This is a genomic window from Aureispira sp. CCB-E (genome assembly GCF_031326345.1).
Taxonomy (GTDB): domain Bacteria; phylum Bacteroidota; class Bacteroidia; order Chitinophagales; family Saprospiraceae; genus Aureispira.
In genome coordinates, this window is sequence record NZ_CP133671.1 from 6422917 (window position 1) to 6445684 (window position 22768).

At 35.9% G+C, this 22768-nt stretch carries 17 protein-coding genes; 8 read left to right on the forward strand and 9 right to left on the reverse strand.

The features are described 5' to 3' along the window. Positions 1-81: 81 nt before the first annotated feature. From QP953_RS24885 to QP953_RS24900, 4 genes are all read right to left on the reverse strand, one after another. Positions 82-1674, reverse strand: coding sequence for a membrane dipeptidase (locus QP953_RS24885; RefSeq protein ID WP_052597650.1), 1593 nt, complete (start codon positions 1672-1674; stop codon positions 82-84). A gap of 227 nt (positions 1675-1901) precedes the next feature. Continuing rightward, complete coding sequence (locus QP953_RS24890) at positions 1902-3653, reverse strand: glucosaminidase domain-containing protein (RefSeq protein WP_309553276.1); 1752 nt, start codon at positions 3651-3653, stop codon at positions 1902-1904. Between the two features lie 380 nt (positions 3654-4033). Then, positions 4034-5437, reverse strand: coding sequence for a glucosaminidase domain-containing protein (locus QP953_RS24895; RefSeq protein WP_052597652.1), 1404 nt, complete (start codon positions 5435-5437; stop codon positions 4034-4036). A 766-nt stretch (positions 5438-6203) separates the two neighbouring features. Then, complete coding sequence (locus QP953_RS24900; protein ID WP_309553277.1) at positions 6204-6842, reverse strand: O-methyltransferase; 639 nt, start codon at positions 6840-6842, stop codon at positions 6204-6206. Positions 6843-7464: 622 nt separating this feature from the next. On the opposite strand from QP953_RS24900, the gene QP953_RS24905 reads away from it, so the two are divergent. From QP953_RS24905 to QP953_RS24920, 4 genes are all read left to right on the forward strand, one after another. Next, positions 7465-9705 (forward strand): caspase family protein, encoded by a 2241-nt coding sequence (locus tag QP953_RS24905; protein ID WP_309553278.1) that lies wholly within the window; start codon positions 7465-7467, stop codon positions 9703-9705. A gap of 152 nt (positions 9706-9857) precedes the next feature. Continuing rightward, positions 9858-11294, forward strand: a complete 1437-nt coding sequence (locus QP953_RS24910; RefSeq protein WP_052597655.1) for a C1 family peptidase — start codon at positions 9858-9860, stop codon at positions 11292-11294. Between the two features lie 210 nt (positions 11295-11504). Continuing rightward, positions 11505-12005 (forward strand): DUF1622 domain-containing protein, encoded by a 501-nt coding sequence (locus tag QP953_RS24915; protein WP_052597656.1) that lies wholly within the window; start codon positions 11505-11507, stop codon positions 12003-12005. Next, complete coding sequence (locus QP953_RS24920) at positions 11980-12378, forward strand: VanZ family protein (protein ID WP_052597657.1); 399 nt, start codon at positions 11980-11982, stop codon at positions 12376-12378. Before QP953_RS24915 ends, QP953_RS24920 begins: the two co-directional genes overlap by 26 nt. A 53-nt stretch (positions 12379-12431) precedes the next feature. Here QP953_RS24920 and QP953_RS24925 read toward each other — a convergent pair whose 3' ends face one another. Then, the gene (locus tag QP953_RS24925; protein ID WP_052597658.1) at positions 12432-12680 is read right to left on the reverse strand and encodes a hypothetical protein; all 249 of its coding nucleotides are present in this window, start codon (positions 12678-12680) and stop codon (positions 12432-12434) included. Positions 12681-13053: 373 nt separating this feature from the next. Here QP953_RS24925 and QP953_RS24930 point away from each other — a divergent pair, with 373 nt between their 5' ends. Further along, positions 13054-14646 carry a FlgD immunoglobulin-like domain containing protein gene (locus QP953_RS24930; protein ID WP_309553279.1) on the forward strand — a complete coding sequence of 531 codons (1593 nt, stop codon included), beginning with the start codon at positions 13054-13056 and terminating at the stop codon, positions 14644-14646. Positions 14647-14683: 37 nt separating this feature from the next. On the opposite strand, the gene QP953_RS24935 is transcribed toward QP953_RS24930, so the two are convergent. Next, the gene (locus tag QP953_RS24935) at positions 14684-16048 is read right to left on the reverse strand and encodes a hypothetical protein (protein ID WP_052600389.1); all 1365 of its coding nucleotides are present in this window, start codon (positions 16046-16048) and stop codon (positions 14684-14686) included. A gap of 273 nt (positions 16049-16321) precedes the next feature. Between QP953_RS24935 and pfkA the strand changes: the two genes are divergently transcribed. Further along, a complete protein-coding gene (gene pfkA / locus QP953_RS24940; RefSeq protein WP_052597660.1) occupies positions 16322-17296 on the forward strand; it encodes a 6-phosphofructokinase in 975 nt (324 codons plus the stop codon). Positions 17297-17366: 70 nt separating this feature from the next. Here pfkA and hmpA read toward each other — a convergent pair whose 3' ends face one another. Then, positions 17367-18575, reverse strand: coding sequence for an NO-inducible flavohemoprotein (hmpA, locus tag QP953_RS24945; RefSeq protein WP_052597661.1), 1209 nt, complete (start codon positions 18573-18575; stop codon positions 17367-17369). 112 nt (positions 18576-18687) lie between these two features. On the opposite strand from hmpA, the gene QP953_RS24950 reads away from it, so the two are divergent. After that, complete coding sequence (locus QP953_RS24950; protein ID WP_309553280.1) at positions 18688-19284, forward strand: Crp/Fnr family transcriptional regulator; 597 nt, start codon at positions 18688-18690, stop codon at positions 19282-19284. 106 nt (positions 19285-19390) lie between these two features. Here QP953_RS24950 and cysQ read toward each other — a convergent pair whose 3' ends face one another. Next, positions 19391-20173: a 3'(2'),5'-bisphosphate nucleotidase CysQ gene (gene cysQ, locus QP953_RS24955; protein WP_309553281.1), complete on the reverse strand. Its 783-nt coding sequence runs from the start codon at positions 20171-20173 to the stop codon at positions 19391-19393. A 108-nt stretch (positions 20174-20281) separates the two neighbouring features. Then, complete coding sequence (locus QP953_RS24960) at positions 20282-21655, reverse strand: DEAD/DEAH box helicase (RefSeq protein WP_408913552.1); 1374 nt, start codon at positions 21653-21655, stop codon at positions 20282-20284. Between the two features lie 234 nt (positions 21656-21889). On the opposite strand from QP953_RS24960, the gene QP953_RS24965 reads away from it, so the two are divergent. Continuing rightward, positions 21890-22570, forward strand: coding sequence for a hypothetical protein (locus tag QP953_RS24965; protein ID WP_309553283.1), 681 nt, complete (start codon positions 21890-21892; stop codon positions 22568-22570). Positions 22571-22768 lie beyond the last annotated feature (198 nt).

The window sequence follows — 22768 nt, forward strand, 5'->3', positions numbered from 1 at the left end:
AAATGCTGCTTTTAGAGCTGAAACACACTGTCTGCTAACTAGCGATCGAGCAGGCAGTCTTTCTCTGTTATAATTGATCATTTACTGCTTCTTTATATTACCAATATGACGGCTAATAAAGTTGTACGCATTTAAACTCATGATTTTACCTGTAATTTCGGTAGGCGTTAAATCAAACATCAACTCTCGAATATCTTCCTCCGAAAACAAATCGTTGATAGATTCTGGGCGCTCTAAAAATCGTTGAATATCGACTGCTAGTTGAGGTAAATCTTCTGCTGTTTGATAAGGATCCAAAGGTTCTACCATTTCATCAAAATCAGAACCAATAGCAATATGGTCCCATGCAGCAGCATCGTTAATGGTTTGAATTACCGTCAAAATATTTGCCATCAATAATTTTACACAAGCCTTTCGCTTTTGAACCGTATTGGGTAACGTTTCATTAATTTGCGTCAAAGCTGTTTGTCCCCCTAGCACCGTTTTATCCAAGGTAATACCAATCAAACCTTTGGACAAAAAAATCTTGCCAATATCCTCAAACGATAAGTTTTGCTGCCAGTGATTTAGATAGTAGTTATTGTTCTTAGAATCTTCATCTTTCTTCTTGTACAATGCATTTCTTTTGGACAAACCGCTAATTCCACAATGACTACAGACAACGGGAATACCATCTCCTAAAATTTCTGATCGTTCTATAGTCTTGTAGTATCTTGTTCTGAACTCCAAGCTCATATGCTTAATATCAATCAATATTCTACGGCCTTTATCTTTAGAGATTAAACGCTCAATTACTTCTACCCCCAGCTTTGTTTCCTTAGCATTCAAGCCTTCAGGCTTAGCATAGATACTCTGTTGTGCTTTATTAAGCGAATTGGCGTTCCCTCCAAGACCATTGCTATAACTTTTGGCTAAGGAAATCCAAAGAATAGGAACATCTAAATAAATATCAGATCCATCAATCAAAGGTCGAGAACCTTTCAATCGTTCTACATTTTCCAAAACCAAGGTTTGATATTCTTCTAGGTTCGTAATTTTATCATTGATATAAATAGAATGTCCCAAAGAATGTCCTCCCTCTACGGTTAGTACCATTCCTACCCGATTGTTATCTTGCGCAATTTCTTCTAGTTGTTTTTGGTTTCGAATCAAAGAGAATTGATACTCAAAGCCATTCACCATATATGGTTTATTCTCAAAACGTTCAATAAAGTTAATATTCTCTACCAAATCTTTGAAGTAGTCAATTTCTTTTCGTCGCAAAAACAATTGGTTCGCATTTACTCCAGAAACACACGAAATTGTTTTTTTCTTATTCTTGTCCGTCAAGGCACTATTTGTTCCGATAAAAGGCTGCTCGATGGGCGACAAGTTCATACATGCAATCCGAGTATTTCCTTTTACCAGTGCCTCTAAATGGGATTGAGATTGTTTGGGGACAACCTCGCCTATGTTTTGCATAACCGTCTTAGAACGCTGTTCTTCTGTCCCACATTCGTGAAACATGGGTTCCCACAAACCATATTGGAGACCAATAGAACGGGAATTAAATGGCTTTTTACTAGTATTCACATGAATATCTATAAAAGTCTTGTTTTCATTTTGCCCATTTGTCATTGTCACCAAAAACAGGGAACAAATTGTACCAACTATAAAGGTTCTATAATTCTTCATCCTGAAAGGATATTTTTTGTAAAATTCCTAGAAATTATTTCAAGCAATTCTTGATCATTTGACCAAAAACAAATGTGTTTTCTATTTTAGTAGACGTCTAATGAACATTTAAGTCATCGTTAGTTACGCTGCTACTACGTGGTTTCAACAAACCATTGTTATACAGAAGCCTGCTTTCTCTTATTCTAACATCATTCCAAGCCAACAAACAACCTTTGTTTTATCAATTATTTAACAGGAATTTTTAGAACACTGCCTACATTCAATACTGTACTTGTCAAATTATTAGCTTGCTGAATAGATTCAACAGAAACTTTATAATTTTTATGCAATCGATAAAGCGTTTCTCCTTTTTGAACTACATGTGTAATGAATCGAGTTGTTGTCGGAGTAGTCACCGTTGTAGTTGTAGAAGTGGTTGTATTTCCTTTTTGATAATCTTTTGTACTGCCATAATTAGAACTATTACCAGTACTGTTTCCATTATAAACGGTCGTTGTATTTGATGTTGTATTTGTCGTTGTATTATGGTCAGAATTATTGGTATTGGTTGTTCCTTTTGTTGTTGTTGTTGTTGTTGTGCTAGGAAACAACGCATCTGGATTCGTCCTATTTCCAGATGTATGTGTATGTGTTGAGTTAGAACCGTTAGAGGTAGGACGAGGGCGTCTAATAACGGTGTTGGTTGAACTTGACCCTGTATTGTTTGTTGTAGAGCTTCCCCCAGCACTTATGTTAACATTCAAAAACTCTTTGTCTTTAGATTTTGATGTATTGATTTTGGTGGTGTCTGCATATACCGTATTATCGTATGTAGGCGTATTGATAACAATATCCTGTGGTTTAGGACGCTCTACTTTTGGAACAACGACCTTTGTAGGCAATTTAGTCGTTGATTTAACAGGCGACTTCAATTTTTTAGCTTTTTCATCATCAATATAAGGCGATGGTAATAAATCCACATGGTTTTTAGGTCTCAGCTTAGGTTTTGTCAACGCTTTCTCTTTGAGTAAGATTAACTCCCCATTTTCAGGTTCCTCTCCTTTCTCAAGCAAGTTCATCTCCAACAAACTAGACAATTTAATTCCAAACTCTTGGGCAATCTCATACATTGTAATATCTTTTTCTACTCGATAAAACGTCTCCTCTCCCTTATAAACCGAGCGCTTGGGTTGAATATAAGCTGGTTGGTAATCCAGTAAATTATCACCATCTTCCAAATCATTAAACTTCAAAAAACGCTTATAAGGAATGCCAAATCTTTTGGCTACAGCCAACGCAGACTCTCCTTTTCTAGAAATAGCATAAGTAGCCCCATTGATTCTATAAAACCCTGGTTTATAAGATTTAAAGAAAAAAGATCTAGGTTTGGTTCTATGTTTTCCTGAAGATGCGTAAATCGGCAAATTTTTAATCCCTTTAACATTAGAAGTATCATAGGTCAAGATACCCGTTGCCTTATCATATTCTGCTAATTTATACTTTTCGATGGTCTTGATCAACTTATCAGGATACTTGGGATCGGTTGCATAACCTGCTTTTTTTAATCCTTTAGCCCAACGCTTATAATCACTTCTATCGTAATCAAATAGAAAAGCATAATGCTTCCGATTTAATAAAAAATCGGTATGATCTACATAAGAATCATCGGCAGAGACATATACCCTAAAACAAGATTTGCGTGCTTCGTCGTCCCATTTGTATTCTTTTTTGCCTTCCCAATCGCTAGTACACTTGATCCCAAAGTGGTTGTTTGCCGATTTTGCCAAACGACTATTGCCATAGGCAGATTCATGAATTCCCTGTGCTAGTGTAATGCTAGCAGGAATTCCACTCCGTTCCATTTCTTGGATTGCAATATCCTTATATTTGCTAATATACTCGTCAACAGTTAACTCTCCTTTGTCCAAATTTTGCGCAAAAAGGAAGTTGGATAAACTCGCTAAAATAGCCAGTATAAAATATGTGTTTCGTTGCATGCAATTGATAGGTTTCACCTAATAATAATAGCCCATGAATAGTGGTGTTTCTCTTGGATTGATCTCCAAACTACTCAATAAATGCTAATGGTTTAAAATCAAAAATGGTTGCTTTTAACAGGTTGCTAATCATTAAATTTGATAACAATAAGTATCATTGTAAACTACATTATAATGCCTGTACGAAGCAACACGATAAAAAAATTCCCACAAAATGGCATCTTTTTATAAAAAAATAGAGCTTACGAGCTTAATTTTTATAAAAATAGAACGTTTTACCCATCCTATACAGGTATTTCAGTTTAGTTAAAAATATAAAAAAAAGATGCAAAACTATAGTTTTGCATCTTTTTCTTATGATTGTTATAGTTTATTCTAGACTACTTTCCTCTAGTTCCTCCGCCACCAAACTTAGAATCAAAGTTGTTTTGAGTAGGAGTTTCTTTTAATTTAGGTTGTTTTTCACTCGTCTTGTTCAAAAAGATAAACTCACCTGATTTTGGCTCGTCTCCTTTCTTCAAATGGTTGCGTTGGTACAATTTAGAAGCTTTAATTCCATAACGTTGAGAAATTGTATGGATGGTTTCTCCTATAGCTACTTGATGAGGTGCTGTTTGATTTTTCACGTAATTTGCTTTAGGCTCAATAAAAACATAATACCCATCTGGCAAATCAGAATCATTTTCCAAATCGTTGTATCTCAACAAATCTTTGAATGAAATATTATATTCTTCAGCAATCTCAAATAGATTTCTATCTTTTGAAGCAATAGTAGCTTTTCGTCCACTTTGATAAAAAATACCTTCGTTGTTCATTTGGCGAACAGGGAAAACGCGCACTTGATTTTTTGGAGTGCCATCAGCATTAAAATATCCCATCAAAGGGTCAGATTTAATCATATCTTGCTGAATATTTTCCACTCGCTGTAATCTACGCTGTAGATTGGCAATCATATCGTATTGCACCGCAAGATTATTATCTAAGATAGATATTTTCTCATTGAGTTGTCTTCTTAGATCCTCTTGCTTGACCTTAAGATTAGTTACTTCTTGTTGTTTAGCACTCAAACATTCTTTTAATTCCAACTTGTACAACTCTGTTTGAGATAGAATAGACTCTAAGGTTTGAATTCTTCTTTTGAGCGCATGCAAATCTTCTTTATATTCTAACTCTTCTGTAGAATTATTAAATGCTAAAATTGTATTGGTATGTTTATCGTATTTATTTAGGTTATAATTTTCTATTGTTGTCATGAGCTTATTAGCATAAGAAGGATCTGTTGCATAACCACCTTTTAATAAGCCTTCTGCCCAAAATTTGTAATCAGTCGTATTAGCTAGGAATAATTCGGAATAGTTAGATCGGGACGCCAAAAAATCAGAATGATCGGCATAAGATTCCTCTACCGTTCCATAAGAACGAAAACAAGACTTACGAGCAATCATAGAACCATTTGCATTCTCGCTACTTCTGTGTGTATACGTCTCCCCAACCCATCCTTTGTGGCATTTGATACCAAAATGATTATTTGCATGCTTCGCCAATTCACTTGTTCCATATCCAGACTCCAACATGCCTTGGGCTAATGTAATACTTGCAGGAATAGAGGTTCGTTCCATTTCTGCAACTGCCAAACTATAGTGTTCTTTGATGTATTTCTCCGCAAGAGGAGCGTAATCTTCCGAGGTTAACAATTTTGTCGAAGTGATTGGGGTGCTACCAACAACAACATTGTTAACAAGCAATAGGGGGATTGCTAATAATAAAATTGGTCTTAATGTCATCCTGAATAATATTTTGCTAAGTTCGTCTACAAAACTAAAGAAGTTTTGCGTAATCAGAAAAAAATACGCCTTTATATTTTGTCAAAGCGCAAAAAAACCAATTAAAAATCAGGCTTTAAGGAGAAAATCCCTTAAAAAAGCTCTCAATTGATTTTTCTTTTTTATTCAAACCAACACTACTTAAAAGTTAGGAATAAGTGTTTGATTTGAAAAATAAAGGTTGTGAGTATACCCTTTCCATGCAAAATTAGAGCAAATATATATATTAGTTAAAGTAATTCCAAGCGATCCGAAGAAATTATTTTATTTTTTTATTATAATAGTACCCTATATGATTTTCCAAAACTTAGTTTTTGAGTGTTTTCTTGATGCATAGTGTTTCTTGGTACACATCAAAGCTTTTGATAATTTAAACTAGTTTTTTCAACATCCAATATATAGAAATATAGTACATTAAACAAAAATGCTACTCTATTTTGCTGTATAAAACTTTATACTCTACTAAATACAAAAAATTAAGTGTGATTGTTGTCTGTTTCCTAAAAAACACCCAAAATTAACAATTAAGAGTTAATTAGATATTAGTGAACTAGAAACAAAACCTTCTATTTATCAATCAATTAACATAATAATACAAATAAAAAATTCAAAATTCAAATTTTGTATACGTTGAAAATTTGAACAGAGCTTTGTTCCCTAAATGCTAAGGACAACAACAACGCCAATGGGGGGTACCAATAACTACTCTATTCTATGATTCTGTTACTCAAACTACCTCTATTAGCATGAGTCCGTCTCGCAGGGGAAGCAAGACATTATTTACACGAGGATCATCGGTTACTTTTTGATTAAAAAGTGCCAAAGCACTAGCTCTTTTTTCTCGACTACCTTCTGGAACTTTTCCATGCCACAACACATTATCAGCAATAATAACAGCACCCGATTTTAAGTTGGGTAACAATAAATCATAGTAATTGCTATAATTGATTTTATCAGCATCCAAAAAGACGAGATCCCAATTTTCGTTTAATTGTGGAATAATCTGCATAGCATCTCCTTGATGTTGTTGAATAGAACTTACCAATCCAGATTCTTGTATAAATTGAGTTGCAATAGTCTCCAATTCTTCATTAACATCAATGGTATGCAACATTCCTCCTTCCTCTAGACCTTGTGCCAAACAAATAGCAGAATACCCCGTATAAGTACCAATTTCCAAGATTCTCTTGGGCTTTTTCATTCGACTAAAAAAAGCTAAAAACTGACCTTGCAAATAACCAGAGAGCATTTGCGGGCGCATCACTTCCAAATGTGTTTTGCGTTCCAATCTATCTAATACGTCCGATTCATATACTTTAGTATGCTGTTGAGCATATTCTTCAATATATTCTGGTGTCATTTTCATTGATTCAATTTACTTTTTATATTTTTAGCACCCCAATTTTATTTGTTTGTGAGTGTTTTCTACTTTTTAAACGACTATAATTATAAACTCAACAAAGCAAAGTTTAACATATTTAGAGTTAAACAGTAACAAAATTCACTTTTTTTTTATTAAAAAGAATCATTCTTTGAGCATAAAAGCATAATAAATCTAACTCAAAGAAAGTTTATTTTAGAGTACAGTCGTCTCAATTTTCATGAACACCTATTCCCTCTTTTTTTATTTCTGTTTTGGGCAAATTGCATACCAAACACATGTTGATGCAAGCAGGATTTTTGAGTATTTAGACAAAGTACTTGATTGTCCAATAACGTTCAATGGTTTATAAAAAACAGGTTGGCATAGTTCTAGATTATTGTATACTTAAAATAAACTTCGTGCGATTCATTTTTAGTAGTTCGTTGATGAACTACCTACAGTACTGTTTCGTAATAGTTCGTGACACACATGACTATTGCCATTTTGACAAAGTACTATATTTTATTTTAAATAGAATTCTCACGAAACACTGATGTAGGATAACTGGGAATTATTCTAATGTTTTAATCTTGTTTCTTTTTTTTCAGCAAAATATCGGTCCTCTATGAAAACGAAACTTTTTTTGATACTCCAAGTCTTTTTTCTTTTAGAATTAACGACATCAATACAAGCACAAAACAATACTTGGTGTGCGGTTATGATGGAAGGCAATTATGCCCAAACTTATGACAACAATCCTGAATTTCCTGCTGCATTTATCAAAACTCAATGGAATAAAGGGCAATACATTACCGACCTTACTTACAGTAAGGGAGAATGGTATGTTGTAACAAGTGCTACGTCCTACTCACAACAAGCTTATTACAAAGACAAAAAATTTCCAGGAGATTGGGTAGAAAAAAAATGGAAAGAAGGATTTGACATTACCAAAGTAGCTTATGGTTCCGATGTATGGGTAGTGGTCATGTCCAAAGGAGCTGGTTTGACTAACGAAAGCTGGGGCAAACGAGGAAACTTTGAAGGAATAAAGGAGTTTATTTTAGGAAAATGGAATGACGGAAAAGATATTATTGATATTTCATTTGGAAATGGAGAATGGGTTGCTGTATTAGCTAAAGGCGCTGATTATCACAAACAAGTTTACAATTGGGGCAGTCAGTTCCCGACGGATTGGGTGAATGCCAAATATAAAGAAGGAAAACACATCACCTCCTTGGCTTATGGAGAAGGGCTTTGGGTGGTTGTTATGTCTGAATATAGTAACAACAAAAGCGAGCGATACATCGTCTCTTCTGAATTCCCTAAGGATTTTGTACAATATCAATGGGATAATAAAAAACGCATCAAAGCTATTCTCTTTAATTACGAACGAGATTTAACCAAGTCCTTTGATGAGTATTTTAATGCTGGATTAGCTGCAGCAAACAAAAACAATCAAGATCTTGCGATTTATTATTATACAGAAGCCCTAAAAATAAATCCCAACCACGCAACTGCTTACAACAATAGAGCATGGGCAAAATATTTAAATGGTCAATGCTTGGGTGCCTTAGGAGATGTGAATAAATCGATTAACTTATCCCCCACTGAATATAGTTATCATACTCGTGGAGCTATTTATAATTGCTTAGGTCGTTGTAGAGAAGCTTTGAGTGATTTTAATGCTACTATCAATGTCACTAATGATAAAAAGGGATACTATTATGCAGATCGTGCCAAGGCTAGAGTTTGTTTAGGTAATATCGAAGATGCTATTGCGGACTATGACAAAGCAATAGCATTGGATGCTAGCAATAGCTCTAGCTATCGCACAGAAAAAGCTAAACTAGTCAAAAAACAAGGAGAACAAGAAAAACCTACCATCACTTGGGATTATCCTTATAATGCTTTTGTATCTAGCACAGAACCTACTTATAATGTCAAAGCCTGCATTCATTCTAATGTCGAAATCAAAAGCATTCAATTGTATTTAAATGGTCAAACCTTTACTTCTAGAGGTTTTGGAGTTGATACGGACTGTACTGAAAGTGTGAATGAGTCGGTTAAGTTACAAAATGGAAAAAATGAGTTGGAGATTGTTGTTGAAACGCCTTACACAACCGTACGTTCTGAAAAACGTATTATTGAGTACAAATCTAGTGGCGGTGGTCATTATCACGCTCTATTAATTGGTGTTGAAAACTATGATGATTTTGCCATCAATGACTTAGAAAAACCTATTGATGATTGTCAAGCACTAGAAAGCACCTTGGTAAATGACTATACCTTTGAAAAAAACGATGTGCATGTTTTAAAAAATCCAACCAAGGAGCAAATTTTAGAGAAATTAATCTACCTGCAAGAACGCTTGACAAAACAAGATCAACTACTCATCTTTTACTCAGGGCATGGGGTAGTCAAAAACGAAATTGGTTATTGGTTGCCATCGGATGCTAAAAAAGATAATCGTCTAAAATGGTTCTCTAATTCTGAACTAAGAGATTATGTCAACAGTATTCAAACTCAACATACCTTAGTAATTGCTGATGCTTGTTTCAGTGGTTCTATTTTTACAGGAGGCTATCGAGATGTCACCGAATTTGCCTGTGCGGAAATGGAAAAAATTCCTAGTCGTCGTGCCATGACAAGTGGTGCCAATACGGTGGTTCCTGACAACAGCGTCTTTTTCAAATATTTGCTAAAAAAACTAAGAGAGAACAATACCAGTTGCTTGTCCGCTGAAACGCTTTATTCCAAAGTAAAACCAGCAGTCATTTACAACAGTCCAAACAATCATATTCCTCAATTTGGAGTAATGCCACAAACTGGCGATGAAGGAGGAAACTTTATTTTTAGAAAACGATAATTTGGCTTTAAGTTTGCCTATTATATAAATAATGGAGTTGTTGGGCTTATTCATATAGTTAGCTGCGCTCACGAAGCACCACGAAGTAGCAGCGTAGCTAACTACTAGCTACAGCTCCTCTATTTATAAAAACGAATAGAACACATAATACAATGAGAGACAAGGTAGCATTAATCGGAATTGGTATTTTACTGAGTGTTCATGCTTGGGCACAACCCGAAAACTTTAAATTTGGAATGGGCATTCCTGAGGGTCCTGACGCAGAGTATGACAATTTGCCTATCAAAGCAAAATTGACAAACGAAAGCTATAGAGCAGTAGACACAAAAGCATCCTTAGAAAAATATGCTCCTACAGCAAAAAGCCAAGGTCAATATGGTACTTGTACGGCTTGGGCAGCTGGTTATTGCGGTCGAACGATTTTAGAAGCACAACGACAAGGGTGGGAATCGCAATCTAAGATTGATGAGCATGCTTTTTCACCTGGTTTTATCTATCGAGTTACTACTCCTAAAACTAGTTGTAATGGGGCATTTGTATCTGAATGTGTCAAAAACATCCAAACAATTGGGATTCCAAAGTTAAGTGATTATGATGAAGATTGTCCACAGACAGCCATTCCCAAAAGTGTTTACAAAAAGGCAGAACCTTATAAAATGACAGGCTATGCGACCTTATGGAATACCGCCAATCCTCTAACAGAAAAAGCACGGGTGCAGGCTCTCAAAAAAAGTATTGATGAAGGCAACCCTGTTGTTATTGCCATGTATGTTCCCAACTCTTTTTGTTATAGCAAGGGACCTACTTGGATAAAGAAAAGTACTGATATTGCTGATGGTAATCAAGGACATGCCCACGGTCGCCATGCTATGTGCCTTATTGGTTATGATGATGAACAAGATGGTGGGGCTTTTAGAGTTCAGAACAGTTGGGGACCTGCTTGGGCTGACAATGGCTTTATTTGGGTAAAGTATGAAGATGCTGCTGAGTTTATTTATCAAGCAGTAGAAATGTTCAAAATGCCTTCTATTGCCAAAAAGGATGAAAAAAATAAATTGGCAGGTTCTCTACAATTAGTCGAAAATACAGGACAAGAAATGAAAGCCAGTTTAAAGGGGGGAAATTATTATGAAATGAATAAGGCGTATCGTTCTGGTACTCGCTTTAGAATTTACTTAAACAACAATCAACCAGCCTATGTTTATGCTTTAGGTTCTGATAATAGTAATAAGATTTATCAAGTATTTCCCCATAAAAAGGGCGTTAGCCCTGCCTTGAATTATAGCAAAAATAGTGTTCCGATTCCTAGTGAAACACAACACGTTCGTATGGACGGCAATGTTGGCACCGACTACCTTTGTGTGATTTACTCCAAACTGCCTTTGAATTTGGAAGACATCAAAAAATCAATCAGTAGACAAAGTAGTCGCTATAGCTTCCAAGAAAAAGTACAACGGGTTTTAGGTAGTCAATTAATGTCAGGCGATGAAATAGTTTATAATGCTCAAGATGGTAAAATGAGCTTCAAAGCAGAAGCAACAGGAAAATCTATTGCTACTTTATTTGTGCAATTGGAACACATTGACTAAAGAGCTTTCCATACAAACAGAATAATTTAAGCGTCTAAGAGATATTCGTTCTTAGACGCTTATTATTTTTGTTATGAGTCCATACAATTTAATCTAAGCCCCTCTACTAAAAGTCATCTCATTTTTTTTGACACTTTACTTTTAATTCTTACGCCCTATTTATATCTTGCATCCTATATCACATTATACCACAAACATCAAAAATCGACAATGAAAACCTTTCGTCCAATTTTCATTTTTATCGTTGCTTTATGCACACTACTTCCTGTTTTTTTATTTGGGCAACATATTGAACCACCAACCCACCAAGCCGATGGACATCACAACAGTCTTATTTTTGAGATTTTAGAATGGGTAGAATTTATAGTCGACTTAGTTGGGATTACAATTCTAATCGTTGGCTTTATCAAAGGGATTTTGGTTTTCATAAAATGGGAAATTGACAATCTTAAAGGGGGCGACATCTACGATGACATCATGGCACTTCGCAGTACATTGGGTTGGTACATCATACTTTCTTTAGATTTCTTAATTATTTCTGACATTCTCCACTCTGTCATCAAACCAGAATTTAATGATTTGGTAAACTTAGGTATCATTGTTATTCTTAGAACATCTATAGGATATTTCTTAGGTCGTGAGTTGATGGAATTACGACACGCCGAACAAGAAGAAAAACGCCTTCATGAAGCCGAAAACTCAAACCATTAGACATATTTCATTGAGATTCATTCCTGTTGTAGGCTTCTTTTTATTTCTAATTTGGATTATTGTTGATGCCGATTTAGGAACTCAAAACTTTTTTGTGAATTTTGCTCATAGCATCCCTTTAGGAGATAAAATAGGGCACCTGTGCATATTTGGTAGCTTGACATTATTGTTCAATTATGCCCTTCGCTGTACCACTATTCAGTTATTTGGATTTAACGTTTTAAAAGGGAGTTTTGGGGTTTTAATCTTTGCATTAGTAGAAGAAGCCTCGCAGCTGTTCTTTCCCACTAGAACATTTGATAGCCTAGACATCCTCAGCGATATCATAGGCATCTTAATGGCTTCTATTCTTGTAGAACGTTTTAATCGTTAACAATCAATCCCCTTGCAGCTTCTTCTTACCTTATAAGAAAGATGTCACCACTCCTACTTCACCATTCCTTTAGGAAACAAAGAAGTTCTCCCGCGTTTAGCAGCTTTAGGACTCAAAGCAGCTTTTTTTCGTGCCTCAATATCTGCCTTGTTATTTTCTTTAGCACGAGCAGCATTGTTGGGATTGTACCCATAATCTTTTGTGTTGTGCACACTATTGTACGCAGGACAGGCAGGTCCTTGGTTACAAGCAGAAAAAGATAACATTCCAAACAACAAGAAGCACAGAGCAAGTAATTTCATAATAAAATAATTATAATATTTAATTAGTAGGCTAACATCAGTCCGCTTAAAAATTGTATTCATTGAATCATACAAGATGATTGACTTCATCAGATCGCTTTGCTTAATTTGCTGCGCTGCTTCTGTGTGATTTCAACAGAGTAATGTTTAATTAAAGTTACAAAAAAAAAGCTAGAACCCACAATTAGTATACGATCAACCTAAGTAATTGTTGTTCTTACCATTGAGAATAACATCTTTTTAACAGCTAATATTAAACCTTTTGAGGTTTCAAGGTCTAAGCTTTTAACTTTTAAGGCTTGCTATTTCGTGTTTAAAATTGTAATTTAATAGTTTGAATCCGAACTTACCTCACCAAACAACATTATGCTTTATGAAAAAAAGTTACTTACTTATAAGCCTTTTACTCCTATTAACAGGACAATCTATGGCACAAACCTATGCCGATGATGTCGCTCAAATTATCTTTGACAACTGTACGTCATGCCATCACGCAGGAGGAATTGCACCATTCTCATTAATGACTTACTCGGATGTCTTCGGCATGGCATCTTCGATCCAAACAGAAGTAAACAATGGCAATATGCCTCCTTGGTCTCCAGATGATAATTATTCGGAGTTTGCGCATGCACGAAGTCTTACTTCTACTGAAATTGCTACAATTAATAATTGGGTCAATGCTGGCGCACCACAAGGAAATCCACAAAACACGCCCGCTGCCCCAGTATACAATCCTAACAACTGGCAATTGGGCACACCAGATATGAGTGTCCGCATTCCTGATTATGTGAGTAAAGCCACCTTTGGAAATGACGATTATGTTTGCTTTTCGATTCCAACCAATTGGCCTACTTCTGAAACCATCCAAGCAATTGAAGTCATCCCTGGCAATGCTTCTATCGTACATCATGTCTTAGTTTACATCGATGCCAACAATACTTATGGGACAGATACAAGCAGTCATAATTGCGGTGGTCCTACTAATTTGCCTTTGATAGCAGGATTTGCGCCAGGTAGTTCTCCTGCTCAATTTCCAAACACTGCAAATCTTAAAATGGGAATTAATTTACCCGCCAATTCAAGAATTATATTTGCAATGCACTATCCCGAAGGTAGCCAAGGAATACTAGACAGTACCCGCATCAACTTTCACTTCTACCCACAAGGAACAAGTGGTGTTCGCCAAGTTACCGCCAACCCCGTTTTATCCGATTATTCTTTTAGCATCAATGCCAATACTGTAGATAGCGTCGATGCTTGGTTCCCTCCTGGTGGCAACTTGCCAATGTCTACCAATTTATCCTTATTCAGTATTTTTCCTCATGCCCATCTATTAGGGCAAAGCTTTATTGTTTATGCTGTTAATCACTCCCCTCCATACGACAGAATTCCATTAATTCACATTCCAAAATGGGACTTTGATTGGCAAGGCTTTTATGTGTTCAAATACCTACAAAAACTACCTGTAGGCTACAAATTATATGGGAAAGCCATTTATGACAATACAACCAATAACCCATTTAACCCCAACAATCCTCCTCAAAATATAAGTTTTGGGTTAAATACAACAGATGAAATGTTTTTGGTCTACTTTCAGTATATGAATTATCAACAAGGAGATGAGTTAATTAATATTGATAGTTTGCTACAATTGCAAACACCAACAGGAACAGAACCTATTGCAATCAATGAAGGAGGATTGTTTTTAACCTCTTACCCCAACCCATCTAATGACTTGACAATGCTTCAGTATTATTTGCAACACACAACAGACATCTCTTTAGGCATTTATGACTTACAAGGAAAATTGGTAAAGCAACTGATTGTAGGAAATACTCCCAAAGGGGAACATTACACCTCTTGGGATGGCACCAATGATGCTGGAACCAAGGTACCTACAGGCATTTATATTAGCCAACTCCAAGTCAATGGAAAAACGATCACGAATAAGATCATAAGGAATTAAATCAATTGTCCCCACAATATTTTTTTTCAAACATGAGTCATCCCGAATTTTCTAAAGCACATTGACAAAATAAAAATGTTAAGATAAAATGGATGGCTTTTCTAAGTCTGTAAATCGGCATCGAAGTCTTTCGGTGCCGATTTCCTGTTCTAGGACACCAAATATTAATGATAGTAGTCATAGTTGCTCTAAAGTTCCTCAACATCCGAAACAAAAAATCCATTACCAAAGTAACTAACATCAACATTTTAAGACGATTTTCAAAGAACCAAAGCCTAGGAGACTCCATACCCAACTCTGATTTTCCATATCTAAAAACCTGTTCAATATCCCATCGTTTCATATAAGAATAGAACATTTCCCATGCTTTGCCACAAGTGTCAATTACTTCATTGGTTAGCAAGTACATAGGAGAAGTGCCTTTGCGTTTATCACGAACAATAACGAGGTATAAATCTGTTTGGGGAAACCATGGATGAGCTACTTTTCGGTAGAGTATTTTGACGCTTCTCGTTTCTTTCCGAATATTATCCCATATTAGGCGATGATCCTTAGCTTTTTGTCCCAGAGAAAGACGATAGGTATTTTTCTTCACTCCATTTTCATCAATCAAATTATTAAGCTTTTTCCAACGAACTAGAAACTTTGCTTTAAAGTTGAGCATACGTTCTACAAAAACACCATTGGCATAACCTCTATCAAAGACATGAAGCACATCCGCTTGTGTAGATGCTACACGTTTATTTAGAGCATTAAACATCCGATAAAATATCTCCGAACTTTCCTCTTTATGTTTACCTCTTGTGGCAAACCAACGCATTTTAGATATTTGAGGAACTTCCTTCGCATGCAAGGAGGTTAAAACTGCACCCGACCACTCAAATCCAGGAACACAAATACGTTTATGCTTATCATAATAACCTGGTTTTATTCGTGTTAACCGTTGACTCTTCTTACTGTGTACTGGGCTTAGCCCTTCACTAAACCAACTTTCGGGCTTTTCTAGTACACTATCATCCCAGAGCATCAACCAACTTTTTCCTAATTCTTGCTTATCTTCCAATCTAGCAACAAACTCTTCTTCTAAATGTTGATCTATTATTTGGTAATCCCATTTCTTACTGCGAAATAAATTACTCACACGTTTTACTCCTGCTTTAGCTTTTTTAGGACCAAGAACTAAGGCGCCTAACTCGGTCAATAGCAAGGCATCTGAACGATTTCTTGACATTAAAACTGCTATAAATACATTATAAAATGTACGCACCAAACGTTTATCTAAATCTTCATCTAGTTTTAAGAGTAATTTAGACAAGTATTGATGTGAGCGATGTAAAATTGTCCATCCTGCTCCATTCTCTTTATTGATATTTTCTGTATCTTGTAGTTTATTATAATACATAGGAATCTCTAATTTTTTGTGGTAATTAAATCTAGTAGATTCCTATCTTTTTTCCAAAAAAAAAGTCATCGCCGAAAAATTCGGGATGACTCATGTTTGTAATAATGTGCGCTTTTTTCTTAATTTAAATTATCTATTAGGCAAATGTCTATCATACACCCTAAACTTATCTAACAAAAAAAATGTTATCCATTTGTTTTTCTAACAATAACTAGCTGTGCTGTTATTGTTACAATCCTTCAAAAAATAAAAATCTAACTAACCTAAATTTATATGAAAAAAATAGCCGTTTTTACTTCTGGAGGCGATGCTCCTGGAATGAATGCCTGTATTCGTGCCGTTGTTCGTGCTGCCATTCATTATAACATCGAAGTGGTCGGCATTCGCAGAGGCTACAAAGGCATGATTAACGATGATTTTATTCCAATGAATTCCAAATCTGTAAGCTATATCTTGCACAAAGGAGGAACCATTTTAGGTTCTGCTCGGAGCGATGAGTTTAGAACCGCTATGGGACGAAAAAAAGCCTATAACAACCTAAAAAAACATGGTATTGACGGAATTGTTGCTATTGGTGGCGATGGAACGTTTACAGGAGCCAATATATTTATGCAAGAATATCCCGATATCGCCATAGTAGGGACGCCAGGAACAATTGACAACGATCTGTACGGAACCGATTTTACGATAGGTTACGATACCGCAATCAATACCGCTATGGAAGCTATTGATAAAATCAAAGATACTGCCGACTCTCACGACCGATTGTTTTTTGTAGAAGTAATGGGACGTGATGTTGGGTTTATTGCTGCTCGTGCAGGAATTGCAGCAGGTGCCAAAGCCATTCTTATTCCTGAAAGTAAAACCAACATTGATGAATTGGTTCAACAACTACTAGACAATGCTGCCAAGAAGAAGTTGTCAAATATTGTGGTGGTTGCAGAGGGGGATGATGAAGGAGGTGCTTTAGAAATTTCTAAAAAAGTAAAAGCTCAAACAGATATTTTTGATATTCGTGTTACCATTTTGGGGCATATGCAACGTGGGGGCTCTCCCACTTGTATGGACCGGGTTTTGGCAAGTAGAGTTGGCGTTGCTGCTGTAGAAGCACTCAAAAAAGGGCAAAAAGGAGTTATGTTAGGGCAATTGCACCGAGAAATTCACGCTACTCCTTTTGAAAAAGCAATTAAACACCACAAGAAAATGAGCACTGTTTTGGAAGATTTATCCAAAATTTTAGCTTTTTAAAAAATAAGCCTTGCTCCTTAATTTCTGAGCAAGGCTTTGTTTTTTTATTAATATACGAATACTTTTTGCTCTAAATATTAGCTGCTTCTAACTCTTCTGCTGGACCGAAAAACTCATAATGAATATTCTCTGCCTCAATCCCCCAATTGTCTAACAGCTGAAGTGTCTTGGCCATAAATGGTGTAGGTCCGCAGAAATAAATAGCACTCTCTTTCAAATTTGGAATAGATGCCAAAATACTCATATCTAAGTAACCTTTATGGTCAAAATCTTTCCCTAGTTCATCCGTCGCCAAAGGCTGATCATACACCAATACTGTATTTACTTTCTTGCTCTTTCCTGCTTCAATTTCGCCGCCAAAAGCACGCACGTCACTGTTCAAAGCACACTGAACCAAAGTAACAGTTCTATCTGTTTGGCGAGTCAAATAATGATACATACTCATTAAAGGGGTAATCCCCACTCCACCAGCAATCAATACAACAGGCTTTTCTTCTGCTTGGAGCACAAATTCACCAGAAGGCATTCCGATACTCAATGTGGCTCCTTCTTCTATATGATCGTGCAAATAAACAGAAGCAATTCCGTCTGGAGTTCCCGTTTCCTTCTTCACGCTAATTCTCAAATAATCCTTGCAATTACAATCTGACAAACTATAATTTCGAGTATGTAAGTGATCTGTACCAGGAATATTTAGAGTTAATCCAATATATTGACCAGGTAAAAATTTAGGGACGGTCGTTCCATCTTTGCGTTGTAAATAAAATGAAGTCACAACAGCACTTTCTTTTACTTTTTTGATTACTACAAAGTCTTCCTGACCTCTAAATCCTCCTTTATCTTGCGCTCTATTCGCATACAAGTCTTCTTCTCTATTAATCAAAATATCAGCCAAAGCCTGATAAGCCTCTGCCCAAGCATTGACAATTTCAGGAGTGGCAGCCTCTCCTAGTACTTCTCCTATTGCAGCCAATAAATTTTCACCAACAATAGGATACATATCTGGTGTGATATACAAACTAGCATGTTTTTGAGCGATTGACTCTACTGCTCCCCCCAATACCTCTAATTGATCAATATACTTAGCATACATAAAAATCGCATTAGCCAGTACTTTTGGCTGTGATCCTTTCTTTTGATGCGTCATGTTAAAGATATTCTTTAGTTCTGGATGTCTAGCAAACATACGCTTATAAAAGACTTTTGTAATAGATTCTCCGTGTTCTGCTAATACTGGCGCTGTTGACTTTACGATTTCTATCGTTTTATCTGCAATCATTTCTCTTATTTTTATATACGATGATTTTCATCATAATTATTAAATTGTCCTTATACTTGCAAATATACTTCAAGTGTTAGGAGAAAACTTATGATTCAAATCATATAGAACAATGATAGATCGACAGATTTTACAACAATACCCGTTTAAAATAATCAATTATAAAAAAGGAGCCTATATATTTGAAAAAGGCAATACCCCAAGGTATTACTTCCAAATTATTTCAGGCGGAATTAAAATGAGCTATTACAACGATAAAGGCAATGAGTTTATACAAGGGATTTTTGGCAAGAATAAAAGTTTTGGAGAACCTCCTTTGATTGCCAATTTGAAATACCCTGCCAATGCTATTGCTCTAAGCAAATCTTCTATCATTCAAATCCCTAAAAGCAGTTTTGAGCAACTACTAACCGACCACCACTCGATCCACTTAAACATTACCAAAATGCTTTCCAAACGTCTATACTTTAAAGCAGTGATGGCAAATGGGATTACCTCCAACTCGGCAGAGGAAGCAATCATTTCTTTATTCAACTACATCAAATTTAATGTCTATAACCAAACAGAAGATTTTAGTTGTCGAATCGATTTGACACGCAAGAACATTGCAGGATTGACAGGCTTAACTACCGAAACGACGATTCGAAAAATAAAAGAAATGGAAAGTCAAGCTCGTCTAAAGATTATTGATGGAAAAGTGTATTATTAACTAGTATTTCTAAAAAAGCATACTACACAAACTACTTTCGAGTACTTTGTGTAGTATTTATAATTTATAGCATTTCAATAATCCTCTGGGAGAGAAAACACTTTTCCTACTCTTCCAAATTTGCATAAGCAACAAAGTAAGGATTGAGCATATTCTCTTTGTTGTAAACAACTGGATCGGTTGTATTATACTGCAATACCTTGCCTCCTGCTTCTTCCAAAACAATTTGAGCCGCCGCTGTATCCCACTCCATGGTAGGAGCTACACGAGGATATAAGTGTGCTTTTCCTGTTGCTAATAACAAAAACTTAAGCGAACTCCCTTTAGAAACCATATTAGGTTCGTCCAACGCCTCTATGAATGCCTTTGTTTCATCATTTAAGTGCGAACGAGAACAAACCACATTGATTCCTTTGTCCTGCATAGTAAATGTAGGGGCTTGGATTTCTTGCGTTTGGCCATCTTTTTTCAAAAATGCACCATCACCAATAGAAGCCCAATACAATTCGTCGAGCACAGGAGCATATACAATTCCCATGACTACTTTGCCAGCATGAACCAAAGCAATATTTACCGTAAACTCACCATTGCGTTTGATAAATTCCTTTGTACCGTCCAAGGGATCTACCAACCAATAATACTCGTATTGGCTGCGTTCTGCATAAGCCACCGCCTTGTTTTCTTCAGAAATAATAGGATACTGTATTGGCAATGCCTCTAGCCCTTTGCAAATAACGGCATTAGAAGCTTGATCAGCAGCTGTTAGAGGAGAGTCGTCTGCTTTTTTGATAATTTCGATTCCTTCGCAGTCTTTATAAATTTCCAAAATAGCCGCTCCTGCATCAACAGCAATATCACATAAGGCAGGAATTAATTCTTTATAAGTCATTATTCTTTTTATAGTTTTAATTTTAAGCAATTTATGCTCTAACGTCACTCCGCTTGCACCTTTCCTTCTGACTACTAACAAGATACACTCTTGACAAACAAGCGACTCTTATCTTTTTTTGTGGCGTCCTTTTTTAGACGTACTTTTTTTCCCTTTATTCGCTTTTGAAATATACCCTGAATTGGATTTTCCAGTATATTTTTTAGGGCGTTTGCTTTTCTTATTCTTAATCTTAGTAATATGACTCTTTTTCTCATGAAATGCGCCTTTATAATCAGGATTTTCCTTGTGCTTTTGTGCGTCAATTTCACGTTCCATTTCTTGATTTTCAAAAAATGGGGTTTCGGTCACCTCTACCTCTTCAGGTAAGTTACATATTGGAATAGACATTCTAATCTTTTTCTCTATTTTATCAATATGATAAACTTCTGCCTTTGTGAAAAAGGTAATCGCTGCACCGGTTCTAAAAGCACGCCCAGTCCGTCCTATTCGATGAACATAATCTTCATAAATTCTAGGAACATCAAAATTAATAACATGACTGACATCTTTAATATCAATCCCTCTAGCCATAACATCTGTGGCTACTAAAATGCGTATAGCACCATTTTTAAAATCTTGAAACGCATTAATTCTCGTATTTTGCCCCTTGTTAGAATGAATCAAGCGAATGTTGTCTTTCCCATACTTTTGTAGTCGGTCAAAAATTAAGTTTGCGGACTGTTTGGTTCTAACAAAAATAATAATTCGATGAAATGCCTCTTCATCTTTTAACAGATGCGCTAATAAATTCAACTTTGTTAGAAAATTTGGCACGGCATAACGTGTTTGTTCTACCGTTTCTACAGGCGTTGCCTCAGGCGTAATCTCAATTTTGATGGGAAAATCCATAAAATTCCAACTCAATTCTTCTACTTTTGGAGAGAAGGTTGCAGAAAACAAAAGATTTTGTTTTTTGGTAGGCACTACTTCTAAAATAGTGTTTATCTGTCCCATAAACCCCATATCCATCATTCTATCTGCCTCATCTAAGACCATTATTTCTACCTTATTCAGTTTGATATTCTCCTTTTGATACAGTTCGAGAATTCGTCTTGGAGTTGTAATAATAAGATCTACTCCATCCTGAATTGCTTTTGCTTGGGATTTGCGCCCAACACCACCATAGATGCCCTGGTAGCGAAGATCTGTATATTTTGCCAACTCAGCGACTTGTTGTGTCACTTGCACAACCAACTCTTTGGTTGGGACCACAATAATACACCTTGCCGCTATGCCTTGTGCATAACTCAACCGTTGTAATATCGGTAGCACATAAGCGGCTGTTTTCCCTGTTCCTGTTTGAGCAATACCAATAACGTGTTGCCCTGATCGAATAGCAGGAATAGCCTTAATTTGAATTGGAGTTGCTTGTTCAAATCCCAAATCATCCAAGGCATTGATGTATTGTCTCGTTAGTTTTAATTCTTCAAAACTTACCATATCTCTTGTATTCACAGTCTGTTTATTGATACCAACAAAGGTAAGGCTTTATTGTTAGAGTTGCACTGTGTTTAAAGATTCTTTCTTGTATTTGCTCATTTGTAATTTGTCTGCACCTCTTTTGCTTCTAGCCGCCCCTCCAAAAGAACCATAAATTGCCCAACTACTTAATTGATGATTCAGAAAGAATTGCGTATATTGCTTATTATCATTAACTACCAAACCAAATACATCATGAAGACACTTCCTGTAACACTACTACTTTGTTGCTTTTCTTTTTGGGCAACATCTTCTGTTCAGGCTCAAGCTATTATAGATTATTACAACCTATTAGCAGACTACGATGATGATATAAAAATACATCCTATTGTATCCAAAGATGGAAAATGGATTGTCCAAAGTGTGGAGTCTAGCAATGCGACAGTTTTTGTCGATGAAAAAAACAATTTTATTGAGATAAAAGACAAGGCATTTGGCGATATTTTTACGTTACAAGTGAGTTTATTGAAGAAATCTAATGGAGAAACAATTGCTGCAGTTGTAAAAAATCACATGGACATTTTCCTTCATGGTGAAATTCATATTCTCAAACTCCGTAATGGTCGATGGAATGATATAACAGAACAAGTTGTTCCCGAATTGACATATAGAGATTTTTCAGAACAAACCATGGGTTTGGCAGCCGCAGCATTCAACCCTGCTCTAAACCATCATTTAGAGTTTGGTTATCAACTGCCTCGAACGGGAAGTACGGCTTCTGCTCAAATGCAAACTCAAATATTAAAAGAAAAGTGCCAAAACAATGACCCCTCAGTAAGAGAATACTGCGGTTCGCTTCACGAGATCACCTACTCTTCTATTCAGTTGTTGTGGAATCCTATAGAAGGGAAATTTTCAATTGGAGACAAAAAATAAAGCAATAACTTTGCTAAGTATATAGAAGACCAACGCTAGTATTGGTCTTCTTTTTTTTAAGACAAAACTAATATTTTTAAAAACAATTTGTCGACTAACTTGTTATAATAGTATAGTTTTTAAGACAATCGTTTAGAAAGACTATTCCATAGATTCTAGCTTTCTGTTACACCAACATGTAAGCAAAAGTAGTGTCCT